This window comes from Streptococcus cristatus AS 1.3089 (genome assembly GCF_000385925.1).
Taxonomy (GTDB): Bacteria; Bacillota; Bacilli; order Lactobacillales; family Streptococcaceae; genus Streptococcus; species Streptococcus cristatus_B.
This window is the reverse complement of record NC_021175.1, coordinates 164,794-183,795: the sequence shown is the minus strand read 5'-3', so window position 1 is coordinate 183,795 and position 19,002 is coordinate 164,794. Positions and strand designations below refer to the sequence as shown.

At 37.3% G+C, this 19,002-nt stretch carries 15 protein-coding genes and 1 pseudogene; all 16 read right to left on the bottom strand.

Annotated features, from left to right (window positions below):
* Nucleotides 1-590, bottom strand: a pseudogene (locus I872_RS00985) (CDP-archaeol synthase).
* 359 nt (nt 591-949) lie between these two features.
* Nucleotides 950-1,393 (bottom strand): D-aminoacyl-tRNA deacylase, encoded by a 444-nt coding sequence (gene dtd, locus I872_RS00980; protein ID WP_015604314.1) that lies wholly within the window; start codon nt 1,391-1,393, stop codon nt 950-952.
* A 48-nt stretch (nt 1,394-1,441) separates the two neighbouring features.
* Complete coding sequence (locus I872_RS00975; RefSeq protein ID WP_015604313.1) at nt 1,442-3,661, bottom strand: RelA/SpoT family protein; 2,220 nt, start codon at nt 3,659-3,661, stop codon at nt 1,442-1,444.
* Nucleotides 3,662-3,934: 273 nt separating this feature from the next.
* The gene (locus tag I872_RS11985) at nt 3,935-4,075 is read right to left on the bottom strand and encodes a hypothetical protein (protein WP_167320505.1); all 141 of its coding nucleotides are present in this window, start codon (nt 4,073-4,075) and stop codon (nt 3,935-3,937) included.
* Nucleotides 4,076-4,278: 203 nt separating this feature from the next.
* Nucleotides 4,279-7,023, bottom strand: a complete 2,745-nt coding sequence (gene esaA / locus I872_RS00970; protein WP_015604312.1) for a type VII secretion protein EsaA — start codon at nt 7,021-7,023, stop codon at nt 4,279-4,281.
* A 109-nt stretch (nt 7,024-7,132) separates the two neighbouring features.
* On the bottom strand, nt 7,133-11,170 hold the full coding sequence (gene essC, locus I872_RS00965; RefSeq protein ID WP_015604311.1) for a type VII secretion protein EssC: 4,038 nt from the start codon (nt 11,168-11,170) through the stop codon (nt 7,133-7,135).
* Nucleotides 11,167-11,571, bottom strand: a complete 405-nt coding sequence (locus I872_RS12150) for a hypothetical protein (protein WP_015604310.1) — start codon at nt 11,569-11,571, stop codon at nt 11,167-11,169. Before I872_RS12150 ends, essC begins: the two co-directional genes overlap by 4 nt.
* A complete protein-coding gene (essB, locus tag I872_RS00960) occupies nt 11,564-12,700 on the bottom strand; it encodes a type VII secretion protein EssB (RefSeq protein ID WP_015604309.1) in 1,137 nt (378 codons plus the stop codon). The genes I872_RS12150 and essB overlap by 8 nt, the downstream gene beginning before the upstream one ends.
* A complete protein-coding gene (locus I872_RS00955) occupies nt 12,693-12,947 on the bottom strand; it encodes a hypothetical protein (protein WP_041826857.1) in 255 nt (84 codons plus the stop codon). The genes essB and I872_RS00955 overlap by 8 nt, the downstream gene beginning before the upstream one ends.
* A complete protein-coding gene (locus I872_RS00950) occupies nt 12,916-13,335 on the bottom strand; it encodes a type VII secretion EssA family protein (RefSeq protein WP_231913956.1) in 420 nt (139 codons plus the stop codon). Before I872_RS00950 ends, I872_RS00955 begins: the two co-directional genes overlap by 32 nt.
* An 875-nt stretch (nt 13,336-14,210) precedes the next feature.
* Nucleotides 14,211-14,459 carry a DUF4176 domain-containing protein gene (locus I872_RS00945; protein ID WP_015604307.1) on the bottom strand — a complete coding sequence of 83 codons (249 nt, stop codon included), beginning with the start codon at nt 14,457-14,459 and terminating at the stop codon, nt 14,211-14,213.
* Between the two features lie 66 nt (nt 14,460-14,525).
* The gene (locus I872_RS00940) at nt 14,526-15,182 is read right to left on the bottom strand and encodes a hypothetical protein (protein WP_015604306.1); all 657 of its coding nucleotides are present in this window, start codon (nt 15,180-15,182) and stop codon (nt 14,526-14,528) included.
* A 34-nt stretch (nt 15,183-15,216) separates the two neighbouring features.
* Entirely contained in the window at nt 15,217-16,512 is a 1,296-nt protein-coding gene (locus I872_RS12145) for a T7SS effector LXG polymorphic toxin (RefSeq protein ID WP_015604305.1), read from the bottom strand.
* 960 nt (nt 16,513-17,472) lie between these two features.
* Complete coding sequence (locus I872_RS00930) at nt 17,473-17,934, bottom strand: DUF5085 family protein (protein WP_015604304.1); 462 nt, start codon at nt 17,932-17,934, stop codon at nt 17,473-17,475.
* Nucleotides 17,934-18,383 (bottom strand): hypothetical protein, encoded by a 450-nt coding sequence (locus I872_RS00925; protein ID WP_015604303.1) that lies wholly within the window; start codon nt 18,381-18,383, stop codon nt 17,934-17,936. The genes I872_RS00930 and I872_RS00925 overlap by 1 nt, the downstream gene beginning before the upstream one ends.
* Nucleotides 18,384-18,929, bottom strand: coding sequence for a hypothetical protein (locus I872_RS12140; protein WP_234702200.1), 546 nt, complete (start codon nt 18,927-18,929; stop codon nt 18,384-18,386).
* Nucleotides 18,930-19,002: the final 73 nt, after the last annotated feature.

Genomic DNA, 19,002 nt, shown 5'->3' with positions numbered 1-19,002 from the left:
TCACATACGGTTTTTTCTAAGCTTGGCCCAGTAGAGCAGACGATTGACTCCTAGATGCGTACCCGCCCCTAGGATGAGTATGCCCAGCATCTGCTGCCAAGACAGAGGGATATAGAAAAGCAAGAAAATGATACAACCAATCAGGGAATCAATCTGGTCTATCCAATAAAAATCCATTTCCAGCCATTTTCCGCCGTCTTGCCCTCTCTGATCTCCAAACGGCGCTTGATGAAGCTATTGGGCAGCTCAAACAAAACATAAGCCAGCCCCAAAAGAGCCCCAAGCACCAGATTAAAGAGCACAGTATTTTCGTAGAAAGCATAGACCAGGTGCAGTTTCTCTAGGGTAGGAATACTCTTCAAGAGCAAGCCCCAAAGGAGCTGAGCCAAAGCTCCCCAGACAATCATGCCAAAGAAACCTTTCCAGGTCTTGTTAGCTCCGAACAGTCGCTTTCCATCTTTCAAAACCAAGCCGCTATCCATGGGTCGGTATGCCGCCTCTAGCAGTGAAGACTTGCAAAAGATCATATTGAGAACCCCAGCCAGAATGACCGGCATCAAGGTGACATACAAGGCAAGAATCCAACTCATACTTATTTCCTATTCTTTTTATGAAGATCAGTCTGAAAAATCAAGAGATTCCTCAAACTTATATATATCATTATACCATAAGTCGTAAAACCCTTTTCCAATAAGCCCTAGACATCTGTCGCATCTGACAAGGAGCAACGCTTGTCTGCCATCCCGCTTTATCAACTCCAAAGCCACCTACTAGAATGATATCTTTTTAAAACAACACAAAAAGCCTCATAAGAACTTCTAAGGAAACCAGCATCTGGTCTATTAAAAGTTACTTATGAAGCCTATGAATTGCGCCTTGTCCCTAGGAAAGAAGTAAACTATTTTTGCTTGGTCGTAAACCACTAACCTTCAAAAGGCGCGCAATTCTTTCATCTATTTTTAGTGTCTAGCAGAATGGTCACTGGGCCATCATTTACCAATTCCACCTGCATATCTGCGCCGAACACGCCCGTCTTGACTGGCACTTGCTCAGCTAACAGCTGGTTAAACTTGTCATAAAAGGGACTAGCCATATCCGGCTTGGCTGCACCTGTAAAGGCTGGCCGATTTCCCTTTTTGGTATCTGCATGGAGGGTAAATTGGGAAATGGAAAGAATTTCCCCTCCAATATCTTGAACAGAAAGATTCATCTTATCCTCAGCATCGGAAAAAATCCGCATATTGACAATCTTCCTGACTGCATAGTCCATATCTTCCTGACTATCCTCAGGCCCGACACCTACTAAGAGCAGGAGACCCTGTTCAATCCTACTGTACAGTTGCTGGTCGATACTGACCTGGGCATGTTTGACACGCTGAATGACGATTTTCATATTTTTTCCTTTATTTTCTGACGAACATCCACTCTGACAAGCTCCAACTTAGCCATTGGTCCGTTTGACCGAGTAGACCTCTGGCACACTCTTGATCTTGTCCACCACCGTCGTCAGCATGGACAAGTTAGCAATGCCAAAGGAAATGTGAATATTGGCAAACTTCATATCCTTGGTTGGATGAGCATTCACCGTTGAAATATTTTTGGTAGTATTGGATAGGACCTGTAACACATCGTTGAGAAGACCAGATCGGTTGAGACCATAAATATCAATGTGGGCCGTGTACTCTTTGGTCGAGTTATTTTCTTCCCATTCCACATCAAGCAGGCGCTGCTCGTAATTTTCCTGAGCCTTGAGATTCATGCAGTCCTGCCGGTGGATGGCCACACCGCGCCCCTTGGTAATATAGCCGACAATGTCGTCTCCCGGTACGGGATTACAGCATTTAGCAATCCGAATGAGGAGACCAGATGCTCCTTGAATGACCACGCCACCTTCGTGCTTGACCTTGAGGGTGTCTTTTTTGTTCTCGACCTTGACTTCACCGCCCTTGACCAATTCCTCCGCCTCTGCTTTGGCCTTGGCCCGCTCTTCCTCACGGCGTTCTTTTTCCGTCAAGCGGTTGAAAATACTAATGGCACCGATCTCACCGAAACCAATTGCCGCAAAAAGCGCTTCTTCGGTCTTATAGCTGGTCTTTTGCAGCACTTCTTCCATGTGCTTCTTATCCATGTACTTATTGGCTACATAGCCATTTTCCTGGAATTGAGCCTGCAAGAGCTCCCGTCCTTTAGAGATAGATAGCTCCTTGTCTTGATTTTTAAAGAACTGACGGATTTTATTTCTGGCCTTGCTGGTCTTGACGATATTGAGCCAGTCGCGGCTCGGTCCAAAGGAGTTAGCATTGGTGATGATTTCCACCTGATCCCCAGTCTTCAGCTTGGTATTGAGCGGCACCATGCGACCATTAACCTTGGCTCCTGTCGCCTTCTCCCCGACCTTGGTATGGATCTCATAGGCAAAATCAATGGGGCCTGAGTCCTTAGGCAAAGAACGCACTGCTCCATCCGGTGTGAAGACATAGATTTCTTCCGCCAGATAGCTTTCCTTAACCGAATCAACAAATTCCTTAGCATCACCAGACTGATTCTGTAACTCCATCAGTTCCTTGATCCAATTCATCCCGATGGCAGATTCCTTGCTGTCAACCTGACCCTTTATCCCCTTTTTATAAGCCCAGTGAGCAGCGACCCCGTATTCTGCCACTTCGTGCATTTCCTTGGTCCGAATCTGAAACTCGATCGGACCTTTAGGTCCGTAAACGGTCGTATGGATGGACTGGTAGCCGTTGGCCTTACGATTGGCAATATAGTCCTTGAAACGACCAGGCATGGGTTTCCAAAGCTCATGGATATAGCCCAGCATGGCATAGACATCACTGTGAGTGCTCAAAATGCAGCGAATAGCAATCAGATCATAAATCTCATCAAAACGCTTCTTCTTGTCCTGCATTTTGCGATAGATGGAATAAATATGCTTGGGACGACCATAGATCTTTCCATGAAGATTGCGCTCTCCCGCGTAGGTTTCAATCTTGTGGACAACTTCCTCTACCAGAGCTTCCCGCTCTCGGCGCTTCTCCTTCATCATGTGGGAAATTTTATAAAATTCCGTCGGATTGAGATAACGGAAAGATAAGTCTTCCAATTCCCATTTGACACTGGAAATCCCCAAACGATGAGCCAGAGGAGCATAGATTTCCATAGTTTCCTGCGAGATCCGCTCTTGTTTGTCTGGCCGTAAATGATTCAGAGTACGCATATTATGCAGACGGTCAGCCAGCTTGACCAAGATCACTCGAAGGTCTTCTGACATGGCCATGAGCATCTTGCGATGATTTTCCGCCAACTGTTCTTCGTGAGACTTGTATTTGACTTTCCCAAGCTTGGTCACACCATCCACAATCACGCGCACATCATGGCCGAATTCCCGCTCCAGATCGTCCAAGGTCGCCGCCGTATCCTCTACAACATCATGCAAAAAACCACAGGCTACTGAAACAGCATCCAGCTTGAGCTTAGCTAAAATTCCCGCCACCTGAATCGGATGGACAATATAGGGTTCTCCTGACTTGCGAGTCTGCCCGCTATGGCATTCTACCGCATAAATCAGTGCTTTTTGAACAAAGACCACATCCTCTGCAGCTAAATATTTTTTTGTTAGGGCTACAACCTGATTACCCGTTAAATTTTCTTCTTTTGGCATGCATTCTCTCCGCTTTCTTGCCTACTATTTTAACATTTTTAAATCAATATGAAAACCAAGAGGACTAGAATATCAGGAAGGCGCTAGGATAGCACTAAAGTTTCAAACATCCAGCTTGGCTCCCTGTTTCTGAGCACAGCTTTAAAAGCTTTCCCAGACCTTACAAATAGTCCCAGCCCCGCGAGCTTGCTCGACAATCCATGACTATTGAGCAAGCAGCTGCAACCTCAAGGATCTCTTTCTAATAAAAAGCGAGGCTGAGACACTTTTGTCTCAACCTCCGTGATGAAAATGATGTACTTTCTCCATATGAGCTATATCCTTTAGAAACTCATAATAGGCATAGATGAGGTAACCAGCAGAGGCCACACCCAAAATAGCTATTGATACTTCAAATAAGGTAGACAAAGACATGATAAACCTCCTCTCCTTATTTCAAACTGCAATGTGCAAAGCGACCATCAGCGGCTGTTTCGTTTCCGATTTTTTCCTTTCTAGCCTGCCTCTGGATTCACCTTTATTATACCAAATTTAAGATAGGAAAACAATAAAAATCCCTTTGTAAAAGCACTTTTTCCTGACAATTTTGTAAGGTTTAATGAGAAAATAATTCTTATCTATTCGAAGTGCTCTTCTTCCTTTTCAACTATTTTCTCTTTCTTTCTATGAGCATACTCTCTAATTGTTAGACCAGTCGCAATATTGGTTAAAAGTAAGATTACAAGTAGATAAACCCAGATCGGTGTATTTGATAAAACACCAGATTGATTGGTTTTTTCAGTTACAACTGGGTTGGATAAGAAGTTTAAAACAGCTTGGTTATCCGTTCCGTTCGAACGAGCATTTGATAGTACTCCTTGGAAGTTCTTATTAAATTCAGTACTATCTTCAACATTCTTAGCCTGATTCTTAATAAGTGATTCCGTTTGCTGATGAACTTCCTTCACTTCTCCTTGAACTCTTTTAGCTTGCTCTGCTAAAGTATTAAATTGCGTATCCATAGATCCAATTGTGTTCCCATTAGAGATGATTGTATCAGAAGTGTTTCGAGTATTAGAGGCAAGTTTTGTAACAATATCCAATAGACTATTACTACTATCATCTGTTGTATAAAGTCTACTATTTGACAAACCGTCACCTGAACTTGTTGGAGAAATCTCTAAAAGCTCTGGGCCATTTTTTTTCCACTTCTCATACTCCTCATTCAACTTATTAGATGCCTCTTGGTGCCAATCGTCTAAGTCTTTAACAATTGCTGCAAAATAATCGCTAGGTAATTCTTCTTTTGCCAGTTGAGGAAGAGAGGCTATATTTGCCTGAAGTCTATTTATCTCTACACTTAATTTAACATATAGGTCAATTCCTGACTGTCTATATTGATCCACATCTTTCTGTTGCAACTTATCCGCTACAGATGATGGTGAAATGTTCCCATACATCTTCGCAACTGAGTCACTCGCTGGATTAGCTATGTCAACATTGTTATACGATGATGTTGGGCTACCATATAAATTCTTAACCATAGTCGACGCTATATCAATTCGAGATAGTTGGTCAAAAATATGGGATAAATCTTTCTTTACTAACGCAACATTTCCTTTATTATCATCATAAAAGAAACTATACTCCAAAGGAATTCTTTCGCTACCAATTTCAAGTTCAAACATAATAGTATTCAGTCCATAATTAGGAGAAAGTTGAATTTGAAGTTGGAGGGTAGTCGGTGCTGAAATCTTATCAACGCTTGGGACTACTGTGGCTCCCTTGGCACCCTTAACACGTACATTTGTCACACGAATAGGAGTTTCAATATATTTCTTAGCTCCAGTTCCTGCAGAAGAGAGCTCAGGATAAACATGAGTCATTGTAACCGTTTGAGTCTCTGTAGGTGGCAACACATCATTAGCTACTGTTATAAACGTATAGCCTGGCATCGAACCAGTAGTCCTACCTTTAATGCTCGCATATTTCGACAATAGGCTTAATTTTGCGTAATATGAATTGATTTGTCCATCTGTTAAAGCTCCAAACTCTTTTAGTTTATTAAATAAGATTCCATAATCACTAGGATTAACACTAATAGAAGCAATCGTGCTATCTACTTGATTAGTATAATCTATAGGCAATTCATCTGAATCTGATAAAGTATTAACAACCTGCTTAGCTAAAGCTTGTCTTACACTATTTTGATCTGCTTCATCACTGACTGCTTTTAAAATCGCTGCCTCATCACTTCCTAAGGTCGATGTATCAATCACTTTGCCGTCAAAATAGTTCTGAGATACTTGTCTACGAGACTCCTCAAGAGAGCTCCGAATGGATCCTAGTTCTTTTCGAGACTGCTCTATCTTCGCTTGATATTGGTCCATCTTCTCATTATAACTATTTATACGCTGAGCTAAACGTTTAAAATAAGGTTCTGAATTATCTGGATCAGTAGAGGAGTCTGTATTTTTGAAAAGATGCAAATAATTCATTGAATTTCTATAAAGGGTTAGATACAATTCATTATCTTTATCATATTGATTCTTAATAGAATTTCCTGCGACTCGAGCATTGTGATTAGCAACCTGTGATTGAACTTGTTTGTACTTTAAAATTGGATCTGCTTGACCGAGTAAGGACTCCGAATTTTTTTTCAACAAATCAGAGGTTGAGGTTTTGAAACTTGACGTTGATTGTTCAAATGCTCTATTAGAAGACTGAACACTCTGTGCGATCGAAGGAATGGAATCTATTGATTTAATACTCCTATCAGCAGGTTGAAAGATTGAAGTAGATAAGGAACTATACACATCTGATTCATCATCAACAATTGTTTTCATCCGAAGTTTGGCATCATCAAGATTATTAATGACACTTGTAAAATATAGACGAATGGTTTTCTGATTCAAGCTATTAACATAATCCCCGACTTGTTGAGCCATTTCAAGAGACTGCTCTTTTTTTACAGAATCTTTTACCTTATACGTTATTTTGGCCTTTTCAGGATTAAAACTTGACAATTGCAATATATTGTGCGAGAAATCTTTAGGTATGTAAATGATAGCTTCAAGTGAATCATCCTTGTACTGGCTTTCTGCTTGATTCCTAGATAGGACTTTCCAACTCGCCTCTTTTTTCTCATCCTTCGCTAGTAATTTTGTAAAATCATCTCCAAAATTATATTGGACACTATTTAATTGCTCACCCTCATCTTGATTGACAATTCCAATTCGAAGATGTGTTTTTTCCTTAGTTCCTAAAATAAAAGAAAAACTATCTGATTTACTTACATAGATAAGAACTCCCACAGTAAGCATCAAGCATAAAATAATTAACACTTTTCCAAACAAATGTTTTTTTTCTTTTTTTAGACTCATTATAATTCTTTCTCCTAAATTGATTTTAGCCGCATCATCGTTACTTGTTAACAGGAATCCCTCTGTCTATTATAGCACATTTAAGGCTTATTATGAAAACTTTTTGTAACTACTTATCTTGCGCTATTCTCAGGCGATGAACACTTCTACCAACGAAGAACTGTGTTTCATTAAGTTCCACCAAGGGCTCATTGTATTGAGTACGACCTGGTACGACCTTTTGTTCATTAAAGGTAGTACCAAACGTTCCCATCGGAACATTTTGTCGAAGTCGCTTGAAGAATGGTGTAAATTTACTAACTATGCTGCTTTGATAACCATGGAAAATTAAATGGATGTTAACTACCGAAGATTTGGTGAACAAAGTATTTACATCTTTATCCGTTAACACAATCTTATCTCCAGTTAAGTGTATATCTGGAAGATAAACAAACATTGGTTGCTCTCTACGCTTACCAGATTGGATGATTCCTAAGAGTTCACCAAGGAATTGGCTAATATTCGCCTCATCAATTATAGTGTCAAAATATTCATTCATACCGGCAAAACGTCCATCCGTATCAACCACTACACGGTCCATTTTCCCAGAAAACTCTGAAAAAGCTGACAATATTGCTCGCTCAATACTATATGTTTGAGAAGGAGTGTCATCCATGAGAAGAATAAAGTCATAATTCATTGGTTCAATAGAGCGAATCATTGTTGTTTCTTTATCATAACCAATTGGAATATTGAATCTCTCCCGTTCTTCTTGAACAGCTACATCATTTTCAAATTCTTCAAATGTAATCTCATTAGCCAGCATCGGGATAGCTTCGGGTCTGGATCCATTCCATGACTTGTCCATTGATTCAATAGCGTTTTCTAAACTCTGCAGTCTCTCAAGATTTGAACCTCCTTCCGTTGCAAGGTACACTTGAAAACGAATTGGTTCCTCAAATCTAATCTGACCGCGACCAGGAACAACTTGATCAGCCAGAGCATCAAAACCAATAAGATCTTTTTTGGAGTCCTTATCTACCAAATATAGAACAAACTGTGTAGCAAAATTACTTCGCATACTTAATTTCATACTAGTATTTCGGAGAACTGTTGCTATCAAATAAATACCTAGGCTCGCTCCCTCACGCAGTACCTGATGAAAAGCAGATTCAACAGAACTTTCAAGCGGATGATCACGTACAGTATCATAAGAGTCAACAATATTCAAAATAAATGGTAAAGTTTGTCCTGTCTTCTGCTCATACTGTTCAATAGAAGTGACTCCATATTCAGCCAATAAATCCCGTCGTTTTTGTATTTCCTTTTGTAAACTTTTAAGGAACTTTATTAGTTTTTCTGCATCATCTAATGTAGCAATATCTGCCACATGTGGTAATCCTTTCAGAGGGAATAGTCCATTCGTCCCAAAATCAAATAAATTAAAATGTATTTGATCTGGTTTATTAAGTCTAGCAAAATTCATGACTAATGTTTGAAGAGCTTGTGATTTTCCAAATCCTGGAGAAGCATAAATGATACTGTGACTAAATTCTTCTAAATCGAACTCTAGCATCCGCTGATCCTGTTCCGAAGGAATATCCATTAAAGCAAAAGGAGCTTTGTGAAGTTTTTTATCCCCCCAATTTGTAGTTAAAATCGGAGAAGGAATATCCTCATTAAGTGGAGGTAGCCATGGTTTAGTTGGAATACAGAGATTCACACTTTTTGCATACTGTGCAATATAATCTACAACAGCATCCAATTCAGTCTCATCATTATCAGCATCCCTACTAACCATCTCTTCGTCTAGATAAGACAAATCTGTAGTCGCAAGCTCATATTGTCCTAGCTCATTAATTACCCAAAGTCTATTATCAACTTCTTCAGTACTTGCTTTCGCTTTCGGTGCATAACGTGCCCCACTCCATGCCGATTGGAATAGTTCATATATCTCATTATTCCCAACTTGCAAATAAGCACGGCCTGGCTGTGTAATGCTTGCAGCATCTGGTGTCTTTATGATCTCATTCGAATCTGCTTTTTCCGCTACTTTTAGCGCCAGCTTAAATCGTGAATTAGACCAAATTTGATCATTAACAACACCCGAAGGCTTCTGAGTAGCTAGAATCAAATGGATCCCTAGGGAACGACCAATACGAGCCGCTGTCACAAGTTCTGTCATAAACTCTGGTTCATTTTGCTTTAACTCAGCAAATTCATCTGAAATTAAAAATAGATGTGGGAGTGGCTCTGTAGGAAAATCTCCCTCTATCCCTGTACGACCTTCCTTGTATAATTTTGTATATCCATTAATATGGTTGACTCCAAATCTACCAAATAGACGCTGACGCTTTTGTAATTCTGCTTTAATGGAAGCCAGAGCGCGCTGGATCCCTGCCCCATCTAAGTTGGTGATAACACCCATCAAATGTGGCAAATCTTTGAATAAATTTGCCATACCACCACCTTTAAAGTCTATTGGGAGAAAACCGATATCCTCTGGGCTAAAGTTTAATGCTAACGATAAAATGTAAGATTGTAATATTTCTGACTTCCCAGATCCCGTTGTTCCAGCAACGAGGCCGTGAGGGCCGTGAGCGCGTTCGTGTAAGTTCAGGTAGACAATATCATCTTTTCCTCGAACCCCAAGTGGAACTGCAAGACTCTTAGATGTATCTCCTCGTGCCCATCGGCTGGAAATATTTAAGTCTTCAACTTGCTCTGCATTATATAATTCTAAAAATGTAATCGCATCTGGAAGAGCATTTTTCTGGGTCTCCTCATGAATTAGGTTACTTAATCTACGTACAGCACCTTCATAATTATCTACTAATGGATACGGAGTAAAGGCTTGGTTTACATATATTCCTCTATTATTGATTAAAGTTGCTGTATCTCTACTCCTCAAATCGATAAGCGTCGTTACCGTCTCAGGTAATTGACGGCGACTTTCTTTCACCCAAATAACAGTTACACCAAAAGAAGCCAAATCTGCTCGTGAAAGACTTTCATTGATAGCATGACCAGACAACAAGCGATCATCTGAAATAACAATGACAATCTGAGGTAAATAAGTTCTTTCCTTCTGATCCTTTTCTTGAAAACGAGACTGCAAAACCTGATAAAGACTGGTAAGTACTGCATCTTTCGTACGATCATCATGTACAAAACCACGAACATTAATCATTGGTAACAGAAAATGAGGTAGAAATCTCCATTTCTTCCAAATTTGATCATAATCTTCCTGCGAAGTCAAATTAACAAATATTACATCATGATAAGAATGAAAAGCCGCAATCTGCAATAAAAGTTGCTGGAGAAATAGCTGACCTATATCATGTTGAGCGACGAGTCCAATGATATTTTGGGTAAGCGTTGTTGTAACAGGAACACTCTTTTGTTTCTCATAAGTCTTTAGCAAATCTTGAGAAAAAATTGTCAGCTTGTCCTTAGTTAAAAAGTCTGTTTGGTAATCAATTTGAAGCTGACTATCAATATCTCCCAAACCAAGCGAGACAGTCATAAAATCTTCATTAAAAGGCAGACGCTCATAAAGACGTTCATCATAACGCATAATCATTTCAATCAGAGTTTCAATATTGGGTTGCTGATAGAAAAGAATGTTCCTTTCCTCTATGTAGTGCTTATGTAAGGTAGATACTTGCTGTAATAGATACGCCTCGTAATCTTCGAGCCTTGTTATCTTCTTTTGTTTATACTCTTTTTTATCAGTAAAATAGCTCGTAATTGAAAATGCAGCAGTGAGAACACTCATCCCCCCCATGCTCAACATCATAATCGCATTTCGTCCCATTAAAACTACTACTAGCCCAGAAAGAGCAAACATACCTAGAGGAGGAACAATTGCACGCCAAATAGCATTCTTTGGTTTCGTTGGAGGATTTTTTGGCTTTTCTATCCTCTGACGTTTATCATATATCGTAGGAAGTACTCGAGGACTACGCCGATAGACTGGGAAATTAGATTGATAAATTGATTTTCTTTCTTGTAACAGGACAGTTTGACTATTGAAAATTGCTTTTTCAAAGAAAGACGAAATCTGCCATTGATTGTCCAAAAACTCTATAAAGTAATTTTCTATAAAAATACTATCTCCCTGTTTAAACTCGGAAATAATATCAGAGGAAATCAAACGCTCATTCAAATAACATACACTGTCATTTGGATAGAGATAAACCTTTCCGTTGGAAAACAGAATATAAGCTTTCGAGCAAATGAGGAGATTTGCTTCTTGATCTTTTGAAATAATAAAATCTTCGTTTGGAGGAGAAATGTAACTGACAAATATGTTTCTTTCTTCTTCAATAACAAAAACAGTCTTATTTTCAATGGTATTTTTCCCATTATCAACTCTTTTTCGTCAGCGTATATATTGCCATCCTTCATGTAGAAAGAGAACCCCTGCTCCTCAGCATTCGTTCCTTCCATAAACGTGAGTATCGATAGGCGTTCAGAAAAAATGACTACTTTGAGCTGACCTAACATTTTACCAGAAACTAGATTCTTTTCTGTGTTGTGAAAAAAACTTTTATCATCTCTACTCATCTTTTTCTTCACCTACTTTAACCCCAAGTTTTTTCGAGAGTTTCTCAATCTCTTTACGATACTCGCTTAATTTCTTTTGTTTATCAGCACCCTTCATATTTTTATCTTCACGAACTTGCTCATATAGATTTGTATAAGCATGCAGAGTTAACTGATCATCTCCAATATTCTGAGCCAAATCTAAAGATTTTTTATAGTTTCCCCTTCCAAGATAAATCCAATACTCCAAGAGGTTATCCTCACTGGAGGGTGTAATTGTATTTAAAACACTTGCTTTCTGATTCTCAGATAGATCATCTAAATGAACATAGGAAGATGCTAAGACATACTTTGCTTCTTTACCTAAACGACCTACTTGAAACTTTTGTAAATCATCTGCCACATCGTCATAATGTTTAGAAATAAAATGGCTTTGAGCATTTATTGTCGCTCGCTGAACAGGAACAGACCAAAAATAAAAGTAGGCTGCAAAAGTCCCCAAAGCAATACTTGCTGCGCAAAAAATTCCCATTCCAATAGAAAAAATATGCCAGTTACGTTTCGAAACAACTATCTTTGTTTTCTTTTCTTCTTGGTAAGCTTTGTCATAAGCTTCGTTAACGTATTTTACTACCTCATCATATGTCTCACATGCGGCTATATCCTGTATTAACGAATCTCCTATTGCAGCTACACCATTTATCAGTAAGTCAAAATCAAGTTTCGGTCGCAATATAGAAACAATCAAAGCCTTATAGCTCATTAGAAAAGTTTCTAAGGTATACGGAATCGGACTCATAATTCCTTCTAAACCATAATGAAGGATCTTAACAACACTTCCTTGTAAAAATATATTTTTCGGATGTATATAAGGAACTTTAAAATGATGCTCAGAGAATGTTAAAGATTCCATCTTTTGAGCCAATTCCAAACGTTTCACTTCTGACATCTCTTCTGTGATACAATCTTTAAGACTATAAGAATATTTTGGTTTGTCATAAATCAGTGATAAAGAACCACTGTCTTCCAATGTCACAGTGGCATCCATATAATTTTCTATAGTAGATAATTTTTGACGAGAAAAGTGACTTGCTGGTAAAATAACCTTGACCTTTTCCTTACTGTATTTAATTTCGATTTTATCACTCATTTATGATTACCTCCAATACATCGCCATCTCCTAGCGGATATTCTTTTAAAGCTCGATGTTGCTCTATTCTCAGAAGTTTTCCCTGAATCTCTAAATGCCAATTTGAGGGAATAATAGACAATGCTTTATCTAGATTATTTAGGCAAATTAACATCTTAACTTTCTGTAGAGATAATAATTTGGAAAAGCGAATATCTATTTCCTTATCTTTGTATCTAATGGTTGCGTTTAAATATTCTTCCTCCATGAAAATTCCTTCCTAAATAAATTCCAATTAAAAGCATGATTGTAACAAATGATATTGCCCCAAAGACTGTCCATATCATCATGTCGCCCGATTCCTCTTTATCTACGATGATACTGTCAGAGACTTGATAATTCTTAAAAAGAGCTTGGCGATACGCCTTAAAATCTAGTCCATCGCCACTCAAAATTTCTGCTTTGCTGAAATTAACTCGATTTGCAGTTTTGAGCATTTTCTGAGCATCCGTTTTAGATTTTATTGCTTCTTGTTCTATCCTATCCATGAATAGATTTGGTGCATACATATGCTCGATCTCATTTCCTTGAGAACGCTGTTTCTTTTGCGTCATCGAATCTGTTTTTAAGTCTAGTTCGCCATCTTTAGCATACACAGTACCACCTGTAAATAAAAATAATAAAAATAATGCTATAATTTGGTATAATCGCTTCAAGATACAAGCCCTACTTTCTAACTTAAGAAACTAAGAGAGACAGCTGTCTTCTGCAAATAAATACGTTACAAATATTCATTAATAGCATTGACCTATCGCAAATATCTTTAATGTATTTCCTATTTAGTCTCACTCAAAGACTAGTTTTATTTTAGCATGAATCGGATCAATATTCAAACCCTTAAACAGATGTGTAAGGATCTCATTATTTCGTTCTAATAGATAATATATCGTACCCAAATTTATTTAGACGCCATTCAAACAGGTGATTTTTACTTTATCTTTTTTGGCACCGACCTGCTATTTTTATCAAATATCTAAACAAGCTACCTTAGTTTCTTTAGATATACCATCCCCAATGGTCAAAATTCTTTACTTTTCCTTGTGCCCAATCACTCCAGATCCACTTCTTATAATATTATTTACTATAGTACTCTTGGCTTGAAATATTTATATAGATTTTATACTCTTCTAACTATCCGAAAATTATGGTAAGTTTTAAAACTGAACACATTGTTCATATTTTATACTGTCGATACTAGAAAAAGAACCGCTACATTCCCTACTATAAGCTGAAACTAAAAATCTAATCTCGATATAATCACCATTAAAAGTCTGTATTATTAGCTTGACTGGCCTCCAGTATTATCAAGAATTTCTTAATGCTAAACAAATCCTCATGTGCGTTCTATATATTATTACCCCATTTTATTAGCAAAAAAACTGGCTACATCTAACATCTTTCTAGCCACTTAACAAAAGAGACAGAAAAAGAGAAGAAGCGCTTAATATAGCGATTCTTCTCATATCATTATTTAAATAGATCCTTTTGGAACTTCTGCTGACTTCATCCAAGTATCGTAATGCTCTTCAAAAGCCTTCTCATCTTCGTTTCTATATCCCTCAAATAAAACTTCTTTGACATTTTCTCTATTGAAAAAGAACAAATTGTCTGGTGTCTGCATCCCGTTCGGAATAACCACTGATCCGTAGTCAAAATAGACACTCTTAGTACCTCCTTGACCATCTTCCACTTCGATGACACTAGCTCGTGAAACAATCATCACTTCTGTATCATCACCATTTTTTAGAGTTACTACGGAACCCAAAGGTAAATGTTAGCTGTCATTTTATTCTCCTTCTTCCTTAAAACGTACTTTCCCTTGACTGTATAGCTTCATAATCTTCACAAAACGAACCGGGTTGTTTTGGTTATAAAATGCTATCATTGTATACCAGATTATCCCAGTCCCCCAAAAGTCAGAGTTAGTCTCAATAGGCTGACCAAATAACCGGATGTAACTATAAATAACATATATAGAATATAAATTCATAAGCACAAGGATCCATCGAACAATTCGGTAGACCGTGGCAGATGCCTTAGCTGGGTCAAAATGTTCATCCCTTACCATCAAATTATGTGACACTGCATAATAAAACACCTTCTCTGTTGTCGGAACAGCCTTGCGAACATTTTTATAAAGCGCTCGCTCAATAATAGCAACCAAAAGCAAAAATTCAGCCAACCAAAATAGTAGGATATAGGTCAAACTGGTCCAGTTATAGACACCAATGGACATAGCTGAAAAGAATCCAAAAACCCCTGGCCCACCTGCCATCAGAAAAATAACCATTTCAGGAATGTAAGCATTAGTCTTATAAGCTCCTTCCGTATTGAGCAGGATACTCTTTGGAGCAGCCAAAGCCTCCCCAGTCTGCTGGTCATAGTAGACCGCCTGACCATCACATTCGCCTATAAACACTCGACGACGTCTAAGAAAAAACATTCTAACCTCTTTCTAATTACTCATCCAAATTCTATTACCATAGTTTAGGCAACTTCCACTCTCCATGAGAAAATTTATCCCATACATGATTGATTCCATCTGAAACCACACCTCCTAGAAAACTACCTGCCATCGAACCGAGAACAGTCCCTACGACTGGAACTGGAATCGCAGATCCAAAAATTGCTCCGAGTTGTGCTCCGATAACCTGACCAGTCACACTACTAGCTGTGTGAGCTGCTGCATCTCGAATAGCTGTCGCTTGTCCATATTTTTTCAGACTCTTGTCATACGTTTCCTTACCTTCCCATAGGGCTTCAACCGTCCCGATAATACCAATAGATTTTACGACACCCTTTGGTGTTTTTAAGTTTTTATAACTATCTTTAACATCCTGCAGTGCAGTCTTAATCCCTTTATCCGTTCTTAAATCAGATAAAGTACCCAAAGCTTGAGTAGCGCCTCTTTTGAGTTGAGAGCCTTTTTTGATATCTCCTAAAATATTTCTCTTCGTACGAGAGCCAAAACGATCCAAACCTTCTTTAGTCAAACGTTTCCAAGAATCACCTTTCATTTTGATTCCGTATTTCTTAACTTGTTTTGCAAATTGTCTAGATAACCAAAAAGGATCTGTCAGCTTTTCTTTAACATTGGCCTTCGCTTTATTTACACCTTTCTGAACATAATTATTACTCCATACCTTATTGACTGCTTTGGCAACATTTATTAGAAGTTTTAAAGGTGTCGAACTTGACACAGCACTAGTAACTTCCTCTACCCCACCCAAAAATTCATTATTATTATAAAACGCTTTTGCTTCTTTCGACGTAAAGGAACTCTTGCCTGCTGTCTCCAATCCTTTTAAAGCACTTGTTTGGACTTGCAAGAGCTTGCTATACTCATCTCCTCGCTTCCAACCATTGAAGCTAACCATATTCGTCTTGGTATCTGTTAAAATCTTCTTACCTTCTGACAAAGGGGTCGTAATTGTACTGGCATCTGGATTTGTCAGACTGATAATATCAGAGATAGAGCTATAAATCCTTGATGTCTCCCGATCCACAAATCTAATATTAGTATCCAAGCCAGAAAAACCATCCAAAAGCCCCTGCAAATAATCCGTATCAATAATCGCATCCGCCGCTGTCTCTGAGACTGTTGATTTAAACTGTTCGATAGTCTTATCATACTGAGCAGAAAGAACGGCTAAAGCATTAGAAAAATTCATCAATAAGGGAACCTGATGATTGATAATTTCGTTGCAAAAGCTATTTAAAACTAGCGAAAATGTAATCTCTTTGGCTACATAGAATAAAAAATACTGTAACATCTGTATAGCACTTTTCAATTGGATTAGAACCTCAAATTAATGTCAGATGAGTTTATTAGTCTTCTTGCCAAACTCTCCTTAATAAAAGGAATAAATACGTTCACGTAGTATTTTTAATGTTCTACTTCTTATTTTTTTAGTAATTGTATACCTGTATTTGTTAGATTGTTCGAGTCAATTTGGAAACAATCAACTATTCAATAACACATAATCCAGGACTACACTTCGTTACAAACAACCTTAGAGTAAAACTTAACTAATCATTTTTGATTTTAATACAAGGGGGTATTAACGATATTTCTATTTTGGGATAACATCTATTCCGAAACTACCAATGAATCAGATTTGATATGAACGATTTAAGGGTTTAACTCATGTTTTTCTATCAGTCACTTATACATAATACTTCACTTATTATACGGATAATTTTGGACTTTGTGCTTGTTAGTAAATTTCATAATAAAAAAACCAAAAGTTAGATTTTTAGTATCTAACTTTCGGGAGTAGCTCAATCACTCTCTCTAATTTTCATCAATTTAATATAGTTACTTCCAATAGAAAATAATTTTAACTATTTTAGTCAAATATCAAAATAGGATTACTGTCCTAATGATTAAATGCACAGAGAATCGTCCATACAGTTGGCAAGGTTTACTCACTCTCATTACAAAGATTTCTTTTTATAAGTATAGCAAAAAAGTATGTTTACAGATGAATAGGCAAAACTTGCTTGAAAATCAAGATGTCTACCTAGTACTTTAAACAAAAGAAAGGCTTATATTTTCTAGAGCCCAATAATTCTATAAGATACGGATATATGAAATCAGAAAAAATAAATACCAAGTTAGTTACAAGATAAAAACTCTTCCATAGATACTTTCTATAAATACTCCGAACTATTAAAAATTAATTATGAAATAAAGTCTTTTATAATAAGCAATTCAACACCGGCCAGTTGTTCTATGAGTCTTCTTTTTTAAAATAGCCAACAAATAATTCTATATATTGCAATTCACCTTGTGAAATAATATGGTAGAAAGGCGTTGCTATGTCTAAATTATTTTCTTCCAACGTCAGGATTAACTTAGCAAATCCTATCTCTGTCAATTCAGCAAAATTTCCTTGAATAACAGTTTTCAATAAGTTGTCAACCTCAAAATATGTTGAAAATTCATATCCTTCTAATTGGAAATAATCATTCCAGATAGGTACGAATAATTCAAGATCAACTATTTCATTGAGTGGAACATTGTTTAAACTATAAAAAAATGGACCTTTCACTTGATAGCCTGACTCTATAATGCCTGAAATAAAATTTTCTAAATTTTTATCCATTTCATTGTAGTGAAAAGATACTTTTTTTCTAACTACGTTTTGGAAAGCTATTTTTTCAACTTTTACAACATCTATGGGCAATCTCATTACACTTTCTCAACCTCACAATACAAGTCTACAACATAGTCACCATAAAGGTCCAAAACAACATGAAAAATATTTACCAATCTATATCCTTCTTTCGAAATTTCTCTTTCAATCTCCTCGTAAGGAATAGCTTCTTCTTGATCATAATGACGATAATAAAAGTCGGTTATTAAATTTAAAGATTTCTGAAAGAAAATACCCGAGGTATTTTCTTTCACTTGCTCAAGTTTATTACCTAATGTTGTAAAAACCAAAATATCTTGAATGTCGTCTGATGGTAAATATGTAAAGTAGGTAGGACCATCAAAATATAGGTCATCTCCCATCATTAAACGCTTAAATCCCTCTGAAGCTTCCTTTAACTGACTGTAGAAAGAGGACTCCGACTCAATGGTAAGTTCAAATCCAATCGCATTTTTTAAGCTTAATTGCCTTCTTTTAAATTTCATTTATTTTCCTCGTTTCATCTTTTTGACCTGATAATAAATAAAACTAATAGCGGTATCCAAAAGAATTGAATAACCAAAAATTCTTATTGTCCATATAAGCCAAATCGGGCTATTTTCAGCATTTATCTTAAGTATCTTCAAACACACTGCAAGAGTCAAAAATAAGACAATTTCTATTACCAAGCGATACTTGGCCTTTTTAAGGTCTATGGTTTTCAAAAAGGACTCTCTCTTGGCTTCCTTAGGTACTTCTTCCCAATAGGTCTTATCCTTACTTCTTAGATAAAGTAGATAACCAACTTCGACGATTAATCTTGAAAAAGCTGAAATAAACACTATATTGCTCACAATCCCAAATGTTTGCACATAATAACCGGATAAACTAGCCAACCCTCCGCCTAACAAAGTAACTCCTAGAATAATCCAAAGGGATGGTTTACTGTAAACACTTGAAAAGGCTATATAGTTAGCAGTTGTTCGTTTTTCTGAAAATCCTTTTCTTAGTTGCTTTTTTAACCAACTGGCATTATAAACAATTAACCCCATGAATAAACCAATGGAACTTAACCAATAAATCAGCGAGTAGATCAGCGAATTTTTTAGAACCTCATTCGTTAAA